At 53.2% G+C, this 17,968-nt stretch carries 20 protein-coding genes; 6 read left to right on the forward strand and 14 right to left on the reverse strand.

All coding sequences use genetic code 11. The features are described from left to right. Positions 1-3: 3 nt before the first annotated feature. The 8 genes from fabG to ACQY5R_RS03495 form a co-directional block, all read right to left on the reverse strand. A complete protein-coding gene (fabG, locus tag ACQY5R_RS03460; protein ID WP_428604543.1) occupies positions 4-744 on the reverse strand; it encodes a 3-oxoacyl-ACP reductase FabG in 741 nt (246 codons plus the stop codon). Between the two features lie 33 nt (positions 745-777). Further along, positions 778-1,746, reverse strand: a complete 969-nt coding sequence (locus tag ACQY5R_RS03465; protein ID WP_428604546.1) for a beta-ketoacyl-ACP synthase III — start codon at positions 1,744-1,746, stop codon at positions 778-780. After that, positions 1,743-2,768 carry a phosphate acyltransferase PlsX gene (gene plsX / locus ACQY5R_RS03470; protein WP_428604549.1) on the reverse strand — a complete coding sequence of 342 codons (1,026 nt, stop codon included), beginning with the start codon at positions 2,766-2,768 and terminating at the stop codon, positions 1,743-1,745. The genes ACQY5R_RS03465 and plsX overlap by 4 nt, the downstream gene beginning before the upstream one ends. 108 nt (positions 2,769-2,876) lie before the next feature. Continuing rightward, positions 2,877-3,056 carry a 50S ribosomal protein L32 gene (gene rpmF, locus ACQY5R_RS03475; protein WP_260293861.1) on the reverse strand — a complete coding sequence of 60 codons (180 nt, stop codon included), beginning with the start codon at positions 3,054-3,056 and terminating at the stop codon, positions 2,877-2,879. 39 nt (positions 3,057-3,095) lie between these two features. Continuing rightward, positions 3,096-3,632 (reverse strand): YceD family protein, encoded by a 537-nt coding sequence (locus ACQY5R_RS03480; RefSeq protein WP_428604552.1) that lies wholly within the window; start codon positions 3,630-3,632, stop codon positions 3,096-3,098. 132 nt (positions 3,633-3,764) lie between these two features. Further along, a complete protein-coding gene (locus tag ACQY5R_RS03485; RefSeq protein ID WP_428604554.1) occupies positions 3,765-4,898 on the reverse strand; it encodes a sodium ion-translocating decarboxylase subunit beta in 1,134 nt (377 codons plus the stop codon). A 1-nt stretch (position 4,899) separates the two neighbouring features. Next, positions 4,900-6,678 (reverse strand): sodium-extruding oxaloacetate decarboxylase subunit alpha, encoded by a 1,779-nt coding sequence (gene oadA, locus ACQY5R_RS03490; protein ID WP_428604556.1) that lies wholly within the window; start codon positions 6,676-6,678, stop codon positions 4,900-4,902. A 70-nt stretch (positions 6,679-6,748) separates the two neighbouring features. After that, positions 6,749-6,985 (reverse strand): OadG family protein, encoded by a 237-nt coding sequence (locus ACQY5R_RS03495; protein WP_428604559.1) that lies wholly within the window; start codon positions 6,983-6,985, stop codon positions 6,749-6,751. Positions 6,986-7,358: 373 nt separating this feature from the next. Between ACQY5R_RS03495 and ACQY5R_RS03500 the strand changes: the two genes are divergently transcribed. Both ACQY5R_RS03500 and ACQY5R_RS03505 read left to right on the forward strand, forming a co-directional pair. Next, positions 7,359-7,979: a Maf family protein gene (locus ACQY5R_RS03500; RefSeq protein WP_428604562.1), complete on the forward strand. Its 621-nt coding sequence runs from the start codon at positions 7,359-7,361 to the stop codon at positions 7,977-7,979. A 41-nt stretch (positions 7,980-8,020) separates the two neighbouring features. After that, positions 8,021-9,004 (forward strand): PDC sensor domain-containing protein, encoded by a 984-nt coding sequence (locus tag ACQY5R_RS03505; protein WP_428604565.1) that lies wholly within the window; start codon positions 8,021-8,023, stop codon positions 9,002-9,004. A 9-nt stretch (positions 9,005-9,013) separates the two neighbouring features. Here ACQY5R_RS03505 and ACQY5R_RS03510 read toward each other — a convergent pair whose 3' ends face one another. From ACQY5R_RS03510 to ACQY5R_RS03525, 4 genes are all read right to left on the reverse strand, one after another. Then, complete coding sequence (locus ACQY5R_RS03510; protein ID WP_428604567.1) at positions 9,014-9,940, reverse strand: hypothetical protein; 927 nt, start codon at positions 9,938-9,940, stop codon at positions 9,014-9,016. Next, complete coding sequence (locus ACQY5R_RS03515; protein WP_428604569.1) at positions 9,937-11,385, reverse strand: adenylate/guanylate cyclase domain-containing protein; 1,449 nt, start codon at positions 11,383-11,385, stop codon at positions 9,937-9,939. The genes ACQY5R_RS03510 and ACQY5R_RS03515 overlap by 4 nt, the downstream gene beginning before the upstream one ends. Positions 11,386-11,497: 112 nt before the next feature. After that, on the reverse strand, positions 11,498-12,121 hold the full coding sequence (locus ACQY5R_RS03520; protein ID WP_428604572.1) for an NUDIX hydrolase: 624 nt from the start codon (positions 12,119-12,121) through the stop codon (positions 11,498-11,500). Further along, positions 12,118-13,539 (reverse strand): PLP-dependent aminotransferase family protein, encoded by a 1,422-nt coding sequence (locus ACQY5R_RS03525; protein WP_428604575.1) that lies wholly within the window; start codon positions 13,537-13,539, stop codon positions 12,118-12,120. Before ACQY5R_RS03525 ends, ACQY5R_RS03520 begins: the two co-directional genes overlap by 4 nt. A 150-nt stretch (positions 13,540-13,689) precedes the next feature. Here ACQY5R_RS03525 and ACQY5R_RS03530 point away from each other — a divergent pair, with 150 nt between their 5' ends. The 4 genes from ACQY5R_RS03530 to ACQY5R_RS03545 all read left to right on the forward strand — a co-directional run bounded on the left by ACQY5R_RS03530 (position 13,690) and on the right by ACQY5R_RS03545 (position 16,335). Then, on the forward strand, positions 13,690-13,893 hold the full coding sequence (locus ACQY5R_RS03530) for a DUF1127 domain-containing protein (RefSeq protein ID WP_428604577.1): 204 nt from the start codon (positions 13,690-13,692) through the stop codon (positions 13,891-13,893). A gap of 104 nt (positions 13,894-13,997) precedes the next feature. Next, the gene (locus ACQY5R_RS03535; RefSeq protein ID WP_428604580.1) at positions 13,998-14,363 is read left to right on the forward strand and encodes a hypothetical protein; all 366 of its coding nucleotides are present in this window, start codon (positions 13,998-14,000) and stop codon (positions 14,361-14,363) included. A gap of 270 nt (positions 14,364-14,633) precedes the next feature. Beyond that, a complete protein-coding gene (locus tag ACQY5R_RS03540) occupies positions 14,634-15,716 on the forward strand; it encodes a HAMP domain-containing protein (protein ID WP_428604582.1) in 1,083 nt (360 codons plus the stop codon). A gap of 19 nt (positions 15,717-15,735) precedes the next feature. Further along, positions 15,736-16,335, forward strand: a complete 600-nt coding sequence (locus tag ACQY5R_RS03545; RefSeq protein ID WP_428604585.1) for a hypothetical protein — start codon at positions 15,736-15,738, stop codon at positions 16,333-16,335. Positions 16,336-16,373: 38 nt separating this feature from the next. Here ACQY5R_RS03545 and ACQY5R_RS03550 read toward each other — a convergent pair whose 3' ends face one another. Both ACQY5R_RS03550 and sppA read right to left on the reverse strand, forming a co-directional pair. After that, on the reverse strand, positions 16,374-16,730 hold the full coding sequence (locus ACQY5R_RS03550; protein WP_428604588.1) for a hypothetical protein: 357 nt from the start codon (positions 16,728-16,730) through the stop codon (positions 16,374-16,376). A gap of 171 nt (positions 16,731-16,901) precedes the next feature. Beyond that, positions 16,902-17,876 carry a signal peptide peptidase SppA gene (gene sppA / locus ACQY5R_RS03555; RefSeq protein WP_428604590.1) on the reverse strand — a complete coding sequence of 325 codons (975 nt, stop codon included), beginning with the start codon at positions 17,874-17,876 and terminating at the stop codon, positions 16,902-16,904. Between the last annotated feature and the right edge of the window lie 92 nt (positions 17,877-17,968).

The raw sequence follows: 17,968 nt of genomic DNA on the forward strand, positions 1-17,968 counted from the left end.
GGATTACCCCATATACATGCCGCCATTCACGTGCAAAGTCTCGCCGGTGATGTAATCTGCGGCAGATGAAGCAAGAAAAACGACGGCATTGGCGATCTCTTTGGGTGCGCCTAAGCGAGCCAATGGTATCTCGGAAAGCAGTTTTTTATGCTGCTCTTCGGGCAGTTCTCTTGTCATATCCGTATCGATAAATCCTGGTGCAACAGCGTTGACCGTGATGCCTCTCGAGCCCACTTCACGTGCCAAGGATTTGGTAAAACCGATCATCCCCGCTTTGGCGGCGGCATAGTTGGTTTGTCCGGCATTACCGGTAGAACCGACTACCGAGCCGATGCTGATGATACGACCTTTACGTGCTTTCATCATTGAGCGAAGGCAAGCTTTAGACAATCTGTATATAGAGGTGAGATTCGTCTCAAGGATGCTGTCCCATTCATCATCCTTCATACGCATCAGCAGATTGTCGCGCGTGATACCGGCGTTGTTGATGAGGATACTGGGTGCACCAAAGCGCTCTGCAACACTTTTTAGAACGCTATCGATAGAAGCGGGATCGGTGACATTCAATACCATCCCCTCCCCTTTGATGCCGGCTTCGGCAAAACGCGCGGTGATAGCGGCCGCGCCAGATTCAGAAGTTGCAGTTCCAATAACCGTGGCGCCTTTCTCTCCGAGTCCCGCGGCAATGGCTTCGCCGATACCTCGACTTGCCCCGGTTACCAGTGCAATTTCATTTTCAAGCATCTTTATCTCCGTTTGGTTACCGATCTCTATCGGTTAAAATCTAGCTAGTACTGAGCCCCAGGTAAATCCACCACCAAAGGCTTCCATCAGTAGCGTCTCACCCTTTTTTACCCTTCCGTCGCGTACCGCCACATCCAATGCCAGCGGAACGGATGCGGCCGAGGTATTGCCGTGTTCATGAACGGTGACGACGACCTGATCCATTGACATGCGCAATTTACGTGCCGTGGCCTGGATGATACGAATATTGGCCTGATGTGGAATCAACCAGTCGACATCGGACTTTTTCATCTTATTTTTATGCAGTGTTTCATCAACGATACGTCCTAGTGTGTTGACTGCCACCTTAAACACTTCATTGCCCTTCATCTCGACAAAGGCCGCATTTTGGCGGACCACATCATAACCTTTGGAGACCCCTTCTGGGACATGTAGTAGGTTGGCGTAATCGCCATCGGCATGCAGATGGGTGGACAGAATGCCCGGCTCGTCACTTTTTTCTATGACCACCGCGCCGGCACCGTCACCAAACAGAATACAGGTGCCGCGATCTTCCCAGTTCAAGATGCGCGAAAAGGTTTCAGCACCGATTACCAGTGCGCAGGTAGCACTACCGGCACGGATGAAGTTATCGGCTACCGCCAGCGCATAGATAAAACCGGTACAGACAGCCTGTACATCAAAAGCGGCACAACCATGAATATCCAGACGACTCTGCAGCAGGCAGGCGGTGCTGGGGAAGATTTGATCCGGTGTTGTGGTGGCGACCACAATCAGATCGATATCGGAAACACTTTTTCCGGATGCCTCGATAGCATTTCTTGCGGCTTTTTCAGCCAGATCACAAGTCGTCTCACCATCGACGGCTATATGACGCTTATGGATGCCGGTACGCTCCCTGATCCACTGATCGGAAGTATCGACCATCTGTGCCAGGTCCTCGTTAGTAAGAACCTTCTCTGGCAGATAACTGCCTGTTCCGATAATGCGGGAATAGGTCACTCGCTTGCCCTTTTATCCAGTTGACTTTCGACACCGTGAGCGATGCGCTCAGGGACGTTGTTGTGGACAGCTTTTTTTGCCATTTGAATAGCATTTTCAAAAGCCAATATATCTGCACTGCCGTGACTCTTTATAACAATCCCTCGTAAACCTAAAAGACTGGCTCCATTATAACGGCGTGGATCGATCTTTTTTCGGAAACCATTAATAACCGGGATGGCCAGTAATCCGGCTAGTTTGGTGAAGATATTACGTTTAAAACCGCTTTTCAGGTAATGGGCTATCATTTTAGCCACACCCTCAGCACTTTTTAGCGCAATGTTACCGACGAACCCGTCGGTCACGACCACATCGACCTCACCGGTGTAAACACCGTCGCCTTCAATATATCCGATATAATTTAGCGAACTATCGCTCAACAGCTCATGTGCCCGCTTTACCTGGTCATTGCCTTTGATCTCTTCCTGACCGATGTTCAGCAGTCCAATACGCGGATTGGGGATATCCTCGTCGACGGAGGTGACCAACTCACTGCCCATGACGGCAAATTGGAACAGATGATCTGAACTGCTCTCGACATTGGCTCCAAGATCCAGCACCCAGGTATGCCCGGTCATGGACGGCAGTGCCGTGATGATGGCCGGGCGGTCGACATTGGGTAGCATTTTCAGGACAAAACGCGCAATCGCCATCAGCGCACCGGTATTACCGGCGCTTACACAAGCGTTTGCCTGACCCTCTTTGACCAAATTGATCGCGACACGCATGGAAGAGTCTTTCTTTCCGCGCAAGGCTTTTGAGGGGAGCTCGTCCATGGCCACCTCTTCCGAGGCAGGCATAATACGCAGACGGCTATCTAGCTGTTGGCCATTTAGATGCTCCTTAATCGCATCTTCTCTTCCAACCAGGATCAGATCCACATCTTGATCCCTTCTAAGGAAGTCGATGGCTGCAGGCACTACCACGGATGGGCCGAAATCGCCCCCCATCGCATCCAAGGCTATCGTTATACGATCACTCACCTGCATTTCCTCGGGATTTTAAACTGCTTTTACGGGCGCAAAAAAGCACAACCGTCCCAAAAGGACGGTTGTGTGGAACCACGATCATACTACCCACGGAATGAGGGTTTATTCGCCCTTACCGCTGACGACTTTACGGCCGCGGTAAAATCCATCAGGAGAGACGTGATGGCGCAGATGAGTCTCACCAGAGGTCGGGTCGATGGAAAGGGTTTCACCGCGTAGCGCATCATGTGAACGACGCATACCACGTTTTGAAGGAGTTTTTCTGTTCTGCTGGACCGCCATGGTTCAAGCTCCTGATTTACAATAAGCAATAAAGTTTAACTATTTATCAGACTTGAATCCTGCCAGTACGGCAAAGGGATTCGGTTTGTCTGATGCATCATTTTTCTGTTCCTGATCCGCCGTCTCTCCAGAGACCGTAAAACTGCTATCCATTTCGCAAGCATCAGGTTCATGTCTTGGCACCTGGGGAATAGCGAGTATCAACTCTTCCTCCACCAGATCCAACAGTCGCAATGTATCCCCTTCGACCCATACCGGATCGCAGGATTCCGGTAAGAGATCGGCCTCTTCAGGCACCTGGATAACCGCCAGGTCAAGCTTCGCATTTACCGGATAGGTCATTGCCCCCAGACAACGTTGGCACTCCAGCACCAATTTCGCCTGTACCTGTCCTTTAATTCGTGCCCGCTTCCTATTGTCCTGATAAAACTCCAGACTGAACTCGGCGCTACCGGCGGCATCCATGAGCGCCTCGCGTAAACGGCCGAGTTTACCCAGCTCCACCGTACCGGAATAACCGGCTCCCTGGCTGGCAAGACGCCGGGGATCAATGAATTCAGGAAGTCGCGACGACATAAGCGCGCAATGATATTACGGGATCCAGTAAACGTCAAAAAAATAACGCGCATTCACTAGGTTAGGCTCGATATACGGCGATGGCGGATCAGCCTCCCTTGCGAGGAATGCAGGTCCTATGCCAGTGCTTGATCAGCTACCGACAACTGCCAGCAACACACCTGCTGCCACGGCAGACCCGATTACCCCGGCAACGTTCGGTCCCATGGCGTGCATCAGGAGAAAGTTATGGTGATTACTCTCCAGTCCCACCTTATTGACGACGCGCGCTGCCATCGGTACGGCGGACACTCCTGCCGCGCCAATTAATGGGTTGACCTTGCCCCCGCTCAGTTTACACATCACTTTCCCCATCAATACGCCGGCTGCGGTGCCGATGCAGAAGGCGATGGCGCCTAATGCGAGGATGCCCAGGGTATCGAGGGAGAGGAATTTCTCTGCCGATAATTTTGACCCCACGGCCAAACCGAGAAAAATGGTGACGATGTTGATGATCTCATTCTGTGCGGCACGGCTCAGGCGGTCCACCACGCCCACTTCCTTCAGAATATTCCCGAACATCAGCATACCGATCAGCGGGGCGGCAGACGGCAGGAACAGAATACACAGAATCAGCACGGTGAAGGGAAAGAGGATCTTCTCCAAGCGGCTGACGGGCCGTAATTGGGACATCACGATATTCCGTTCCTTATCGGTGGTCAGGAATCGCATGATGGGTGGCTGGATAATCGGCACCAGCGCCATATAAGAGTAGGCGGCTACGGCGATGGCACCGAGGAGATCGGGGGCCAGTCGCGAAGCCAGGAAGATGGCGGTCGGTCCATCCGCCCCGCCAATGATGGCAATCGCCGAGGCATCCGCCATGCTGAAATTGAAGCCGGGTAGCAGATTCAGCGCCAGGGCGCCAATGAGGGTGGCAAAAATGCCGAACTGGGCCGCGGCACCGAGGAACAGTGTACTGGGCATGGCAATCAGGGCGCCAAAATCCGTCAAGGCTCCCACACCCATGAAAATCAGTAGCGGGAACACACCCGTTTCGATACCTATGTGGTAGATATAGAATAAGAGTCCACCGTCCTGCGCGATGCCCGCTTCGGGAATGTTGCTCAAAATCGCGCCAAAACCGATCGGTAGCAGCAGCAACGGTTCAAATTTTCGGGCCACCGCAAGATAGATCAACAGGCAGCCGACCAGCATCATCAGCAGTTGACCCCAGGTCATGTTGGCAATCCCCATGGATTGCCAGAGTGCTTCTGCGCCGCTCATGTCAGTTGAGGATCACAAGTGGATCGCCCACTTGGACCGCCTCGCCTTCCTTCGCCACGATGGTTTCTACGGTTCCACCGCGTGTCGCCCTGATTTCCGTTTCCATCTTCATCGCTTCCATAACCAGGATGACATCACCCGCATTGATGGTTTGACCCACCGTGACTTTGAGCTTGAAGATATTCCCGGCCAGCGGTGCCGGTATCGCTTCGCCGGCACTGTCTGAGGCGACCGCAGGCGCAGCCTGCGAAACCACCTGCTGTACTTCCCCTCCGGCTGATACCGTTACGCCGTAGGATTTGCCGTTAACAGTGACGGTATAGGATTCCGGGCCTTTTGCGGCGGCTGAAACCGGGGCCAGCGCCGCCGGTTGAGCGACGGGAGCAATCCCCGGCGCCGGTTCAAAGGCTTCCGGATTGTCACGATTTTCGAGAAACTTCAGGCCGATCTGAGGGAACAGGGCATAGATCAGCACGTCTTCCTCCAGATTCTCGGCGACCTTGATCCCCTTCTCCTCGGCGATGGCTTCGAATTCGGCGGTCAGTTTTTCCATCTCCGGTTCCAGCAAATCGGCCGGCCGGCATTGGATCGGTTCCGCTCCCTCAAGCACCTTTGCCTGCAATGCACTGTCTACCGGGGCGGGCGTGGCACCGTACTCCCCTTTCAGGACACCGGCGGTCTCCTTGGTAATATTTTTGTAGCGTTCGCCGTTGAGTACATTGAGCACGGACTGGGTGCCGACGATCTGGGATGTCGGGGTAACCAGCGGAATATAGCCTAGGTCCTTCCTGACCCGGGGTATCTCTTCCAGCACCGCATCCAGACGATCCGCGGCCCCCTGCTCCTTCAACTGGTTCTCCATATTGGTAAGCATGCCGCCAGGCACTTGGGCAACCAGGATGCGTGAATCCACCCCCTTTAGGGCACCTTCAAATTTGCTGTACTTTTTGCGGATCTCGCGGAAGTAGGCGGCAATCTCTTCCAGCAGGTGGATATCCAGTCCGGTATCCCGCTCCGTGCCGTCGAGTATGGAGACCACCGACTCGGTGGGTGAATGGCCGTAAGTCATGCTCATGGAAGAGATGGAGGCATCCACCATATCCACGCCTGCCTCGGCCGCCTTTACGATCGTGGCGGTACTCAAGCCTGTGGTGGCGTGGCAATGCAGGGCGATAGGTATGGAGACCGTTTCTCGCATCCGGCTGATTAAGTCAAAAGCCACATAGGGTTTCAGTAGGCCGGCCATATCCTTTATGCAGATAGAGTTGGCCCCCATATCTTCCAGTCCCTTGGCCATGTTCAACCAGTAAGCGGTATCGTGCACCGGGCTGACGGTGTAGGAAACCGTGCCCTGGGCGTGTTTGCCCGTCTTCAGGGTGGTCTTGATGGCGGTTTCAAGATTGCGCAAGTCGTTCATGGCATCAAAGATACGGAAGATATCCATGCCGTTGGCCGCCGCCCGCTCAACGAACCGTTCCACCACATCATCGGCGTAGTGACGGTAGCCGAGAATATTCTGCGCCCGGAATAACATCTGTTGCGGGGTGTTGGGCATCGCCTGTTTCAACAGGCGAAGGCGTTCCCAGGGGTCTTCACCCAAATAGCGAATACAGGAGTCGAACGTGGCACCCCCCCAGGTTTCCAGCGACCAGAAGCCTACCTGGTCCAGTTTGGAGGCGATGGGCAGCATATCCTCGATCCGCAGACGGGTGGCGAAGAGGGATTGGTGAGCGTCGCGCAAGACGACTTCGGTAATGCCGAGTTTGGAGTGTGTGCTCATAGGGATTCGCTTAACTAAACGGTGATGCGTAAAGGAACAGCCTTGCAGTATGACAACAAAGGCTGTCGTTTTAGTGTTTGCTTCGATACCGGCTGATGGCTGCCGAGATCACCGCTATGATCTCTTCGCCCTGTTTACTGGCCGGCGTCGATTCTGGCTGCAGTATCACCACGTCTGTTGAAATGGCTCCCACCAGTTTCGATACGCCGTGCATGACTAGCACCAATACGGTTAAAAAGAGAAAAACGCTTCCCATGCCCAGCAGCATGAGATTCACCCCTTCAGCCAGTTGATCGGATACGTGCATGTTGTCAACCCCTTCGTCCGCTACTCTGTCCGTGTAGTTACAGCATGACGGTATTAATATAAGTAACGACTTAATTCGGTCAGCATTTCTAGGGGATGCAGGGCCATCTTGTCAAGTCTATGTGGTATGTGTTGTTTTATAAGTTATTGATAATTAATGTGTATGCCCTAGATGGATGTTATGTATTGATAAATTCAATGCTTTTTTTCAATGTATCTATAGGTTTTAAAAATGTCAAGACATTGCAATATTACGGTAACATTGCGAAGTTTTTTACACTCATTTAAGCCGGATTACCTCCCCTGATAAACGGTTATTTGATAGCATTCGTCCATCACGCCATTTGCATATTTCAAGCAGTCAGCAGGACATCATGAACGGCACTATCACCGAAGGCACCGCAGGAAAAACAGCACGACCCCGAATCGTTCTCGGTTCGACCTCCCCTTTTCGACGTACCCTGTTGGAAAAACTGGGTATCCAATTCGAAGTCGATTCTCCTGAAATAGATGAGCAGCCTCAGGTCGGTGAGGAGCCGGAGCAGTTGGTTGTCCGGCTGGCCCGCGCCAAAGCCGAAGCGGTGGCCGCCCGACACCCGGATAGCCTGGTAATCGGCTCCGATCAGGTGGCTTGCATAGACGGCCAGATACTGGGCAAACCCGGGAGTCGAGAGAATGCCGTCGCCCAGCTCGTAGCGGCGTCAGGTAAACGGGTCACTTTTTTTACCGGCCTCTGTCTCTATAACAGCACAACCGGTAATGCCCAGGCGATCTGCGAGCCGTTTTATGTCCATTTTCGCCAGCTGGATCAGCAACAGATTGAACGCTATCTGGACGCGGAAGCGCCCTATAATTGTGCCGGCAGCTTTAAGTCCGAAGGACTCGGTATTTCACTTTTCAGTCGCCTGGAGGGAGATGACCCGAATTCGCTGATTGGCCTGCCTCTGATCAGACTGATTGCATTTCTGGATGCGGAAGGGATCGGAATCCCCTAGGATGTGGGAGTCTCACACCTAAATAAGCGCTGGTAGCAGTAATGAACAGCCCCATACAAAAAAGTATCAGTCGACAACGTCATGCCCTGGGTAAACTGATCCGCCCCATTTTGGGCCGTATTGCCGGGTTATGCAGTGAGGTTTGGCCAGATCGGCAGGGGCTGAATGAAGTGTTGGCATCGCAGGTTTCCGAACTCCCCTATTGCGCCTATATCTATGCGTTGGGGACAGACGCGATCCAGATCTCTGATAACATCAACGGCAGTGGCCGTTTTCCCGAACATTTTGGCCGCGACCGTTCCAGCCGCCCCTACCTCAATAGCGTCTACCCCGCCGTTGATTACCACCTGTCCGAAGCCTACATCAGCCTGTTGTCGGGCCGACCGAGCATTACCGCTATCCAGTTGGTCAGAAGGGGGCGCCAGGTTATCGGGTTGTTGGGAGCCGACTTTGATCTGCGTGATCTGCGTGATCTGCCGTTGACCCAGCAGCTTTATGATGAACCGGATCAATGGCGACAGATGAAGGGCGATCCCTCGATTCGGGGCCTGCTGTTTCAACAAACCCGAGTGAAAAGCGTCCTGGACGCGCATATCGATGAAGTGATGTCGATCATGGAGGAGTTAATGGCCCAGCGGGGTGTTTTTCACGGCAAACTGCACTTTTCCAGCAGCCGGGCCACGCTGTGGCTGGTGGATGACCCCTATCGCTATCGGATTTTAGAAGTGGAAGAGTTGATCGATCCGGATATTTGCCTTGCCTATCCAGTTCGCCCCTACCCGCCCAGCGCTATGTTGCCGCAAGACAAAATCAGGCCGATATTGGACGGATTCAAAAAGCTGCGACTGGCGGATGAAACCGTTTATCTACGCTCCGGTTCAATTAATATCTTTAACGGGCTGGTTGGCCTCAACTTTTCCTGCGACGGGTCGCATTACATTCCCTGGAGCGATTTCCTGAATCCAGGAAATGCCTTCTGGTCTGGTGATATCGGTTCAACCAACCGCCCGGCCACAGCGACCTGAGCCATTGATTCAAGGTTTGTTCTGGATTTCACGTAGCCGCTCCAGCACCTTCATGGCACGGTCAATGCGGGCCGCCACATCCTGTCTACCCATATCCAGTTTCTCCGCAGATTCCCATACCGATACCGCCTGTTCGATCTGTTCATCACGATAGAGTTTGTCGCCAAAATCAATGAGTCGCGCCACTCGTTCGTCACGCAACTGGATGACTTGGTTCCGTAGCATTTTGGCTTCGGCATCATCCGGTACCAGCTCCAGCAATTGATCCAACGAGGCGATGGCATCCGGGATCGCTCCGTTATCCAGTTGCGTGTGGGCGAGCTTGAACAGTTGGTCTCTTTGCTGTGCGGTGACACGCTTGATACGGACGGCCTGTCGGGTAAGTTCCGTACGCTTTTGCGCCGCGTGAGACTGTTGGATTTTTTTTTGCAAATGCTCGCTCTCCTTGCTCGGCTTGATCTGTTCCGCCAGGGTGACACAGTTTTCCGCAAGTGATTGATCGAGATGCAGATGTACCGAACCGCAGGCGATCAGCGCGGCCACTTTGGACTCCAACAGCGTTTGCCAGAAAAGCAGCCGGGATTTGGTGATGTAATTCTGTGGATCGATCCTCACCAGCTCTTCCAGATGGGGGATCTTAGCCTGCAGCGCACGCGTCTCCTGAATCAGTATCCAGTCTTCCTGATTGCGCTTTTTCAGCTCCCAGTCGCGTTTGATTTCGGCCCGCAAATCGGCCACTTCAAGCGCTTCAGGATGCTGCTTCACGCCTTCATTCAGTAGGATCAGCGCCTCTTGCCATTTCTCCTGCTTATGCAGCACTTTGGCTTGCTTAATTAGTGAGGATAAGTCCAGTTTCTCCTTCTGTGCGGTTTTTATTGGCAGAGCGGTACAACCGGAGAACACAAGTGCCAGTAACAGAATCAATAGGGACCTCACGCGACAACCTCCACCGGGAGAATCTTCTCCAAGCTCTCCTGGAACCGGGATTCAGCGATAAATGACTCGCTATCCACCCGATAGGTATCCACCGACTGGCGGCGCCCTTTAACCTTAAGGCTGTTTTGCGGAATGCTTTTGACCAGCGGTTTTACGCCAGGTTGCTCCAGTGTCGCCTCGGTAACCAATATCTCTCCGGGACTGCAGATATCGCAGATCCGCGCGGACAGATTAACTGCATCGCCCACCACCGTGTACTGCATTCGCTCAATCCCCCCAAGGTTACCGGCCAGCATCTCGCCACTATTGATGCCTATCTTAAACTGCACCAGTGGCAAGCCCTGTTTCGCGCGCTGGTGATTGATTCGCCCAGCGATCTCCTGAATCAACACCCCGCAGGTGATGGCATGCAGTCCATGGGAAAAATCCGATTCAGGTACCCCGAACAGGATCATGATGCAATCACCAATAAACTTATCCACCGTGCCATGACAACTGTCGGCCGCGATGGAAAAGTAGCTGAAGTATTGATTCAGCATCTCACCGACTTCTTGCGGTGAACGGTATTCCGACAGTTCAGTGAATCCCACCACATCGCAGAATAGGACGCTGCCCTCCTTGGTGGTTCCGCCCAACTGGCGGCCTTCAGGCTGATTCAGCACCTGGTGGGCGATGGTCGGGGATAGAAAGCGTGAAAATGCCTGCTCCACCTCCCTTTTTTTCTCCATGCCCCGGGCCATGTGCTGGAAGGCATCCAACACGCGACCTATTTCATCTTTACGACCGATGGTAATGGGATGGCGGGTGTCACCGTTGTCAATGGCTTCACCCACTTTAACCAATTGGTAAATCGGCCGGCAGAGTCGATGGGACAAGGGGAAAGCAAGCAATGCACCGAGCGCGATCAGTCCCAGTGTGGTGGTGAGGAGTGCGCTGGTCAGGGCGTTTAGCTGTTTCTCCAGCGGGCCTTGATCGATACTCACCACCGCATAACCGGCGGTAACATCCTTAAACGTGATCTGGCTGATAAAAGAGACCGCATTGACATAGGGTGTACGCCAAGGCAGGAGGCGATGGCTCCCTTCCCGTCCGACTTCGGCGAGGATATCGCCAATCGGCGATATGCCGGCACTTGCCTTAAGAATTCCTTTTAGATCAAATACCTGCATCCCGATAATCAGGGAATTTTTCTCTTGCTGGCGAACCAGGACCTGCAAGCTCAAGTCGTCGCCGGCGAGTAACGGCTCGCTGGCGGCAAAGGCCAGCTGATCCACCACTACGCCTCCCAGTATTTCGTTCTGTTGGCGATAGGTGGCGGATTGCTGATCGATCAAAAACCAGCCGAGCAGTCCCATCACCAACGAAACAAAACAGGCGATTATAACCGACCACTTGAGCGCGATCGGCAGCGATGAGTTTTCAAACCGTTGAGTCAGTTTTTTCATGTGGCGGCGCGGGGCGCAACGAGGTGTTACTTGTCAGACGGGGATATTAACACGCCTGCCAGGGTTTGCGGGTAACTCCTGCACAACCGACGGGCAAATGGATGAGGGCCGATTACTTGATATCCAGAAGACCGATGAGATTAAGCAGACAGACCGTCAGCTTGGCCGTAATTCCCCAAAGCAATTCACCCTCATAACGTAAAAAATGGATGACCTGAATCCGCGTATTGTCGTTTTTTAACATACGCCAGCTGACTTGGTGATTTGCCGGATCGGCCAGCCAAGTCACGGGAATACTGAATACCCGGCTCACTTCACGGCTGTCCGGTACTAAGTTGACCGGCCATTTAATCTCCGCCACTACCGGCGTGACCAGATAGTTGCTGATGGTGTGATAGGGATTTAAATGGCCCAACACCGATACATGCTCCGGATCCAGTCCTATCTCCTCCTGCGCCTCACGCAGGGCGGCCGCTTCGGCGTTATGGTCCACCTCATCCCGCTTCCCTCCCGGAAAGGCAACCTGTCCGCTATGCCGATCTCCATCGTGTTCGGATCGGCGAATATAGAGTATCCGCCAGCCGTCGGTATCTCTGAAAAGTGGCATCAGAACGGAGGCCGGCTCCGGCGGCCCGTTGAAATATCCGGCCGGATATTCAACCGGCTCGGGAAGCTGATGCCCGCTATCGGCCAGGATTCGGGAGATTTTCCGACAATCCAGCTCGAATTGACTCATTCCGCTCGCCCCATGGCAGTGGCTAACTCGCCTAACAATTTCACCCCCCTTTCCATTTTGGCGGTCGGGCATTCGGCATAATTGAGGCGTATATGATGGGAATATTTCCCGGTGCTGGAAAACAGCTCGCCAGGTGCTACACCAACGCCTTTTTCCATTGCTGCAGTCGTCAGGGCCATTGAGTTGACTGACTTCGGCAATTCAACCCAGAGCAGATATCCCCCTTGCGGATGGGAAACGCGCGTCCCTTCCGGGAAATAGCGAGTAATCCACTCCAGAAGGTAATCCCTCCCCCTTTTATAGACCGAACGGACCTTTTTCAGGTGTCGGTCATATCCGCCGCGGGAGATGAAATCCGCCACCGCCAATTGTGGCAGTGTAGCGGAACTCATGCTCGATATATATTTCATATGCATGACCCGGCTGGCATAACGCCCCGGTGCTACCCAACCGACCCGCAATCCGGGGGCGAGAGATTTGGAAAAGGAGGAGCAGAGGATCACCCGCCCCGCTTTGTCGAAGGATTTTAAGGTACGCGGCCTGGGTACCTCATAGCTTAAGTCACCGTAGATATCGTCTTCGATCAGCGGTGTGTCATAACGCGCCAACAATTCCACCAGTTGCTTTTTCCGATTATCTGGCATGGTGTATCCCAGTGGATTATTGAAGGTGGGAGTAATCAGGCAAACCTTTACCGGCCACTGCTCCAGCGCCAACTCCATCGCCTCCAGGCTGATACCCTGCTCCGGATGGGTCGGGAGCTCCAGTATTTTCAGGCCGCAAGCCTCAATCGCCTGTAACGAGCCATAAAAACTGGGGGAATCCACGACTACCGTGTCGCCGGGTTGGGTCAATGCCCGCAGACTACTGGCCAACGCCTCTTGACACCCTGAGGTTATGATCACTTCGTCGGCCGATAGATTGCAGCCGGAATCTACCGCCAGACGGGTGATCTGTTTGCGCAATTCATCACAACCGAAGATATAGTCATAGGAGAGACCGCGCAGCTCTCCCCGTCTTGTCAGTGCGGCGAGCGACCGTTGCAGCGGCTTGAGAGTGCCGACAGACAGATTGGGTACCGCACGGCCCAGATAGAGGGCGTCAGCCGTTTCAGCCTGATACAGCACATGAAATACTTTGGCCCAGGTGCTGGTCTCCTTGGGGCGGGCAGAGTAGGCCTGGGTCGCCGGCAAGTCGAGCAGTCGCTGCTGTTGCTGGGTGACAAAATGCCCCGACTTGGGCCGTACTTCCGTAATCCCGCGCTGTTCAAGTAGCAGATAGGCTTCTTGAACGGTCGAGATACTGACCCCCATCTGCCCGCTCAGGTGACGGACCGACGGTAGCCTATCGCCCATTTTATAGATGCCACGAGCAATCTGCTCGCTCAGGATTTGCGCTACTTGTTCATATTTTTTCATTTTGACCAATACAGATAGGGTTTGTGAAATACCTTACAGATTTGCTATATGTGAATCTGTACTGCATAAGATAATATAATATTGAATCTGTAACGGTTACAGACTAACGCATAAACTGTTTCTCATCAAATAGCCCTGGGAGACAGTGCCATGGAAATCACGCTACGCAAAATTATTGTTCGGAATCGCCGGTCACGTCCGCGTCGTCACCTCGGCGAATTGATCACGATCTGGTATCAACGGCAGCGCCAACGCCGTGCGCTGTTGCAGTTGGACGAACGCATGCTGAGCGATATTGGTATCAGCCGGAGTGAGGCTGAATCCGAAGCGAATAAACCTTTCTGGAAAGGGTGAATCGTTTACATTTGTTCACTTGATTCGCGGCAGACTGATCGTCACTATGGGTCATCCGGAACGGTACCCGTTCCCATCACAGAGGGTCTCAGACGAGGAGTGTCATGAATAAACAGCTATTGATTATCGCACTATCCACGCTGCTGCTAGTCGGTTGCGGTCCGGATAATCAGGGTGGTGAGAGCGATTCCGGCAACACGGAAAAAAGCCGTATGGAAAAAGCGGCGGAGCATGCCAAAGCCTCAGCCAAAGAGTTGGGGAATGCCATCTCCGAATCAACTGAATCGGCGCGTGAAAAGTGGACGGAGATGAATAAGGATCGCTATGACGCCCCTTCAGGTGAAGAGACTTCTCTCCCTACCCAGGATGCGGATATGGATGCGATCAAGAAAAAATATACAGAGGTAAAGGAAGTGACTGTCGAAAAAACCGGAGAGGTGGTCGACAAGGTCAAGGAGATGACCCAATAAACACTGCTCCAGTGCGAGGGCCGTCAGTCCAGTGCCGACCTTCGCATTCCCACTGGCCTGCCCCCTTCAAATGGGGCAAATACCGCCCATCATAATCCTCGATTTAGGCTAAAATCCGCCGATCAAGACCTGGCTGCGAAATTGAAATTAATATAATTTACTTTATATAACAAAAATATATTAAACATATATAAACCAAATTATAAACTGGTATAGCGATTGCTCTAGTAAGCTCCACGACCCATGCCCTAACCTCAAGCGAGCGTGCCTATGAGCAAAATCGAGAAGAAGAAAGTTGGCATATTTCCCAAACTGTTGTTCGTCATGATTATCGTAGCAACCCTCCCCCTGGCACTGATCTGGTATGCCTCCTCCCAATCGACTGAACATCTGGTCACCGAACAGGTAAATCAGCGCCTGTCCCAGACCGCCTCTGCGCTCAGCAGCTTCATTGGGGGATGGGTGGACATGAATGTACGCATGCTTAAACAAAACTCGGCCGCACCGGATATGGCCAGCATGCAAAACAACCAGCAAGTGCCGATCCTCAAACAGATCACCCGGGAATATGACTGGATCTACCTGGCTCATACCCTGGCAATCAATGGAGACAACATCAGTCGGAGTGACGACAAGCCGGCAAAAAACTATGTGGAGCGCAGCTATCTCCGTCAGGTTCTGGGCGGTAAGCCGCTGGGACAACAGGTGCTGATAGGCAAAACATCCGGTAAACCGGCACTGGTGCTGGCGACGCCGATCCAAAACGATCAGGGCAAGACCCAGGGTATCCTGGCCATCGCCATGACGCTGAAAGAGCTGTCGGACAAGATAGTCAACGCCAAGATCGGTACCACCGGCTACGCTTTTCTACTCGATCCCGACGGGCGCGTGATTGCTCATCCCTCTGACGAATTCACCAATGAGCGGAAGGATTTGAGTGCTCATCCAGCCTATCGGGCTCTGATGTTCGACCATAGGCAGCGGGTTGAATACACCGACGCCAACGGCAATCGCGTCATCAGTTATGCCGCAAAGACGCCACATGACTGGATACTGGTGGTACAGCAGGATTACGCCGAGGCGTATGCGTCCCTATCGGAAACCCATACCAGCGCCAAAATATTACTGGCTATCACATTACTGTTGGCTTTCCTTATTGCACTCTATGTATCGGGTAGACTGATCACACCCATCAAACGGTTAACCGGGGTCGCCGAACAGGTCAGCCGGGGCGAGTTTCAGATGCAACTGGTGGACACCGGTCGGCAAGATGAATTGGGCGATCTTGCCCGGGCGATTGAACGACTGGGACATAGCGTTCGATTATCGATGGAGCACTTCCGCACCCAGTAACTGATACCTGAGGCCGAATATGCCCCCTAGCCAAGATATAGACCTGACTGGATTGGTCGAGCTGATTGCCGAGCATCGTCGAAAACGGGACACCGGCACCCTCTTTCTGGTCACGGATAGAAACGAGACCATAAAGCTGGTATTGCAGGAGGGTGTAATAGGCGCCCTCTCATATCAATCGATCCGCGGACAACAGGCGTTAAACCCTATCCGCCAGATCAATAGCTGTAAGGCGCGGTTTTATCAAGGGGTAAAGCTGCTGCCGGTTAATCCGTCTTTACCAAGCACCGATGAGATCATCGAGCTCCTCGGCGATAGCCACAACCAAGCATCCGGTCAACCGCTTGAGCGAGGGGGAAAGACACCGCCTCGCACCGCCACGAAAAATACACTTCAGATGGCATCCTCCCTTGATGCACTGCGCGATATCCTGGTGGAAGAGGCAACGGAATTGTTGGGGCCCTTTGCGCGCGTGCTGTGTGACCGGTATCTGGAGACGGCGACCGATCCCCCGCTTCAGGCACAGCTACAGTTAGCGCTCAATGCGCTGGCCCAGGATATAAACGACCCGGAAAAAAGCCGGCAATTGGCGCATCGCGTCATGCAGCGAATCGGCTAGCGGTTGTGGTGATCAGGCGGGAGGTCGTAATGGAGTTGTTACTTGGAGATGGTAATCTGCATGCCTTCCATGCGTAGGGCAACCATGATGGCACGGGCCTGGGCCTGATCAAGCCTAACCCGTTTCAAACTCTTGAAAATGCTGAGCTGATCCAAGTAGAGCTGTTCAATCTGCGGCTCGTATCCCAACCCCGCCATGACCGACTCGATGATTTCGGCCACTTTCATATAGCTGGAATCCACAAAATAGATAGCGCCTCGCTCAGGAGAATAGTGCACCCGATCCATGCAGAGGTTAAAGAAAATATTCGCCTCTCCTTCCGAAGCCGGCGAACTCACCTTGCGGTGGCTCTTGCACAGGGTCTTGGCACAATTGGAGTCGACCGGGCCTATCATATCGATACCTTGCTAGCAGTCTCTCATGGCAGAATCTTTCTAAGATAGTACGCCGGGGAAGCGAAAAGTGGCAACCCGAATCCACCGATTACCGAACAAAAAGAGCGGCCCCGCCCACGACAGGTCCGCTCTCTAGATGAAGGTGAAATACCGCTTGTGTGGTCCAGGTAATCAACGCATAGAGGGATTGGTGCTCAAGGCGGTTTGGTTGGTGACGAAGGCCGCCGCCCCGGCGCCGATGCGCTTGGCGAATCGCTCCAGAAAATCTTCGGACTGGGTATAATCCACCAGATTTTCGACGCCGATCAGTTCGCGCGCCACATAGCTGCTACTACCCAAACCGTCGGCCAACCCCAGTTTGATACTCTCTTCACCGGACCAAAACAGCCCGCTGAAGGTATCCGTGTTCTCTTTCAGTCTGTCACCGCGGCCATCCTTCACCGCTTGAATAAACTGCTGATGCACCTGATCCAACATATTTTGTACATGCTGCTTCTCTTCCGGTTTTAAAGGCGAGAAAGGATCAAGAATGCCCTTATGCTCACCGGCAGTGAGCAGACGGCGTTCAACACCCAACTTTTCCATGCCGCGTTCAAATCCGAAAGTGCTCATCAATACGCCGATGGAACCGACAATACTGGCTTTGTCTACGTAGATTTCATCCGCCGCCACAGCGATGTAGTAACCACCCGAGGCCGCCATATCGGTGACCACGGCATAGACGGGTATTTTAGGATGCTTGGTCTTGAGTCGACGAATCTCGTCATTGATATAGCCAGCCTGTACCGCACTGCCGCCAGGACTGTTGATGCGCAGGATAACCCCCTTGGTTTTCTTATCTTCATAAGCCGCCCGCAGTGCCGTCACGACGTTATCTGCGCTGGCATCCGAATCATCCGCGATCACACCCTTAATCTCTATCAGGGCGGTATGATCTTTTGCCGCATTCATGGCGGCGTCCGGCAGCGTATCCGGCAACCAGAGAATCAACAGCGTCAACAGATAGGCGAAGGTCAACAGTTTAAAAAATATACCCCAACGTCGGGCACGACGCTGCTCGGTGATAGAGGCTGTGGCCAGTTTCTCCAACAGATCCCGCTCCCAGCCATCCTTTCGTTTCACGCGTTCTTGTTCCAGATTATCCATCTCTCTCTCTTTAAGTTTGTCGGGCCTTCTCGAAAATCACACGGGCAGAGTTTAGACGAAAATGAATGCCGTTCTGTGCGTCCCCACCCATA

Origin of the sequence: Sedimenticola sp., from assembly GCF_050289425.1 — a bacterium.
In the GTDB taxonomy this organism is placed as follows: Bacteria; Pseudomonadota; Gammaproteobacteria; order Chromatiales; family Chromatiaceae; genus Sedimenticola.

What these genes read in the sequence shown, in the direction of transcription:
- rpmF (WP_260293861.1), bottom strand. Translation starts at nt 3,056, where the DNA reads ATGGCGGTCCAGCAGAACAGAAAAACTCCTTCAAAACGTGGTATGCGT.
- ACQY5R_RS03515 (WP_428604569.1), bottom strand. Translation starts at nt 11,385, where the DNA reads ATGAAAAAACTGACTCAACGGTTTGAAAACTCATCGCTGCCGATCGCG.
- ACQY5R_RS03530 (WP_428604577.1), top strand. Translation starts at nt 13,690, where the DNA reads ATGGAAATCACGCTACGCAAAATTATTGTTCGGAATCGCCGGTCACGT.
- ACQY5R_RS03485 (WP_428604554.1), bottom strand. Translation starts at nt 4,898, where the DNA reads ATGAGCGGCGCAGAAGCACTCTGGCAATCCATGGGGATTGCCAACATG.
- ACQY5R_RS03495 (WP_428604559.1), bottom strand. Translation starts at nt 6,985, where the DNA reads ATGCACGTATCCGATCAACTGGCTGAAGGGGTGAATCTCATGCTGCTG.
- ACQY5R_RS03545 (WP_428604585.1), top strand. Translation starts at nt 15,736, where the DNA reads ATGCCCCCTAGCCAAGATATAGACCTGACTGGATTGGTCGAGCTGATT.
- ACQY5R_RS03520 (WP_428604572.1), bottom strand. Translation starts at nt 12,121, where the DNA reads ATGAGTCAATTCGAGCTGGATTGTCGGAAAATCTCCCGAATCCTGGCC.
- ACQY5R_RS03505 (WP_428604565.1), top strand. Translation starts at nt 8,021, where the DNA reads ATGAACAGCCCCATACAAAAAAGTATCAGTCGACAACGTCATGCCCTG.
- ACQY5R_RS03500 (WP_428604562.1), top strand. Translation starts at nt 7,359, where the DNA reads ATGAACGGCACTATCACCGAAGGCACCGCAGGAAAAACAGCACGACCC.
- ACQY5R_RS03535 (WP_428604580.1), top strand. Translation starts at nt 13,998, where the DNA reads ATGAATAAACAGCTATTGATTATCGCACTATCCACGCTGCTGCTAGTC.
- ACQY5R_RS03525 (WP_428604575.1), bottom strand. Translation starts at nt 13,539, where the DNA reads ATGAAAAAATATGAACAAGTAGCGCAAATCCTGAGCGAGCAGATTGCT.
- sppA (WP_428604590.1), bottom strand. Translation starts at nt 17,876, where the DNA reads ATGGATAATCTGGAACAAGAACGCGTGAAACGAAAGGATGGCTGGGAG.
- ACQY5R_RS03540 (WP_428604582.1), top strand. Translation starts at nt 14,634, where the DNA reads ATGAGCAAAATCGAGAAGAAGAAAGTTGGCATATTTCCCAAACTGTTG.
- ACQY5R_RS03480 (WP_428604552.1), bottom strand. Translation starts at nt 3,632, where the DNA reads ATGTCGTCGCGACTTCCTGAATTCATTGATCCCCGGCGTCTTGCCAGC.
- fabG (WP_428604543.1), bottom strand. Translation starts at nt 744, where the DNA reads ATGCTTGAAAATGAAATTGCACTGGTAACCGGGGCAAGTCGAGGTATC.
- oadA (WP_428604556.1), bottom strand. Translation starts at nt 6,678, where the DNA reads ATGAGCACACACTCCAAACTCGGCATTACCGAAGTCGTCTTGCGCGAC.
- ACQY5R_RS03550 (WP_428604588.1), bottom strand. Translation starts at nt 16,730, where the DNA reads ATGATAGGCCCGGTCGACTCCAATTGTGCCAAGACCCTGTGCAAGAGC.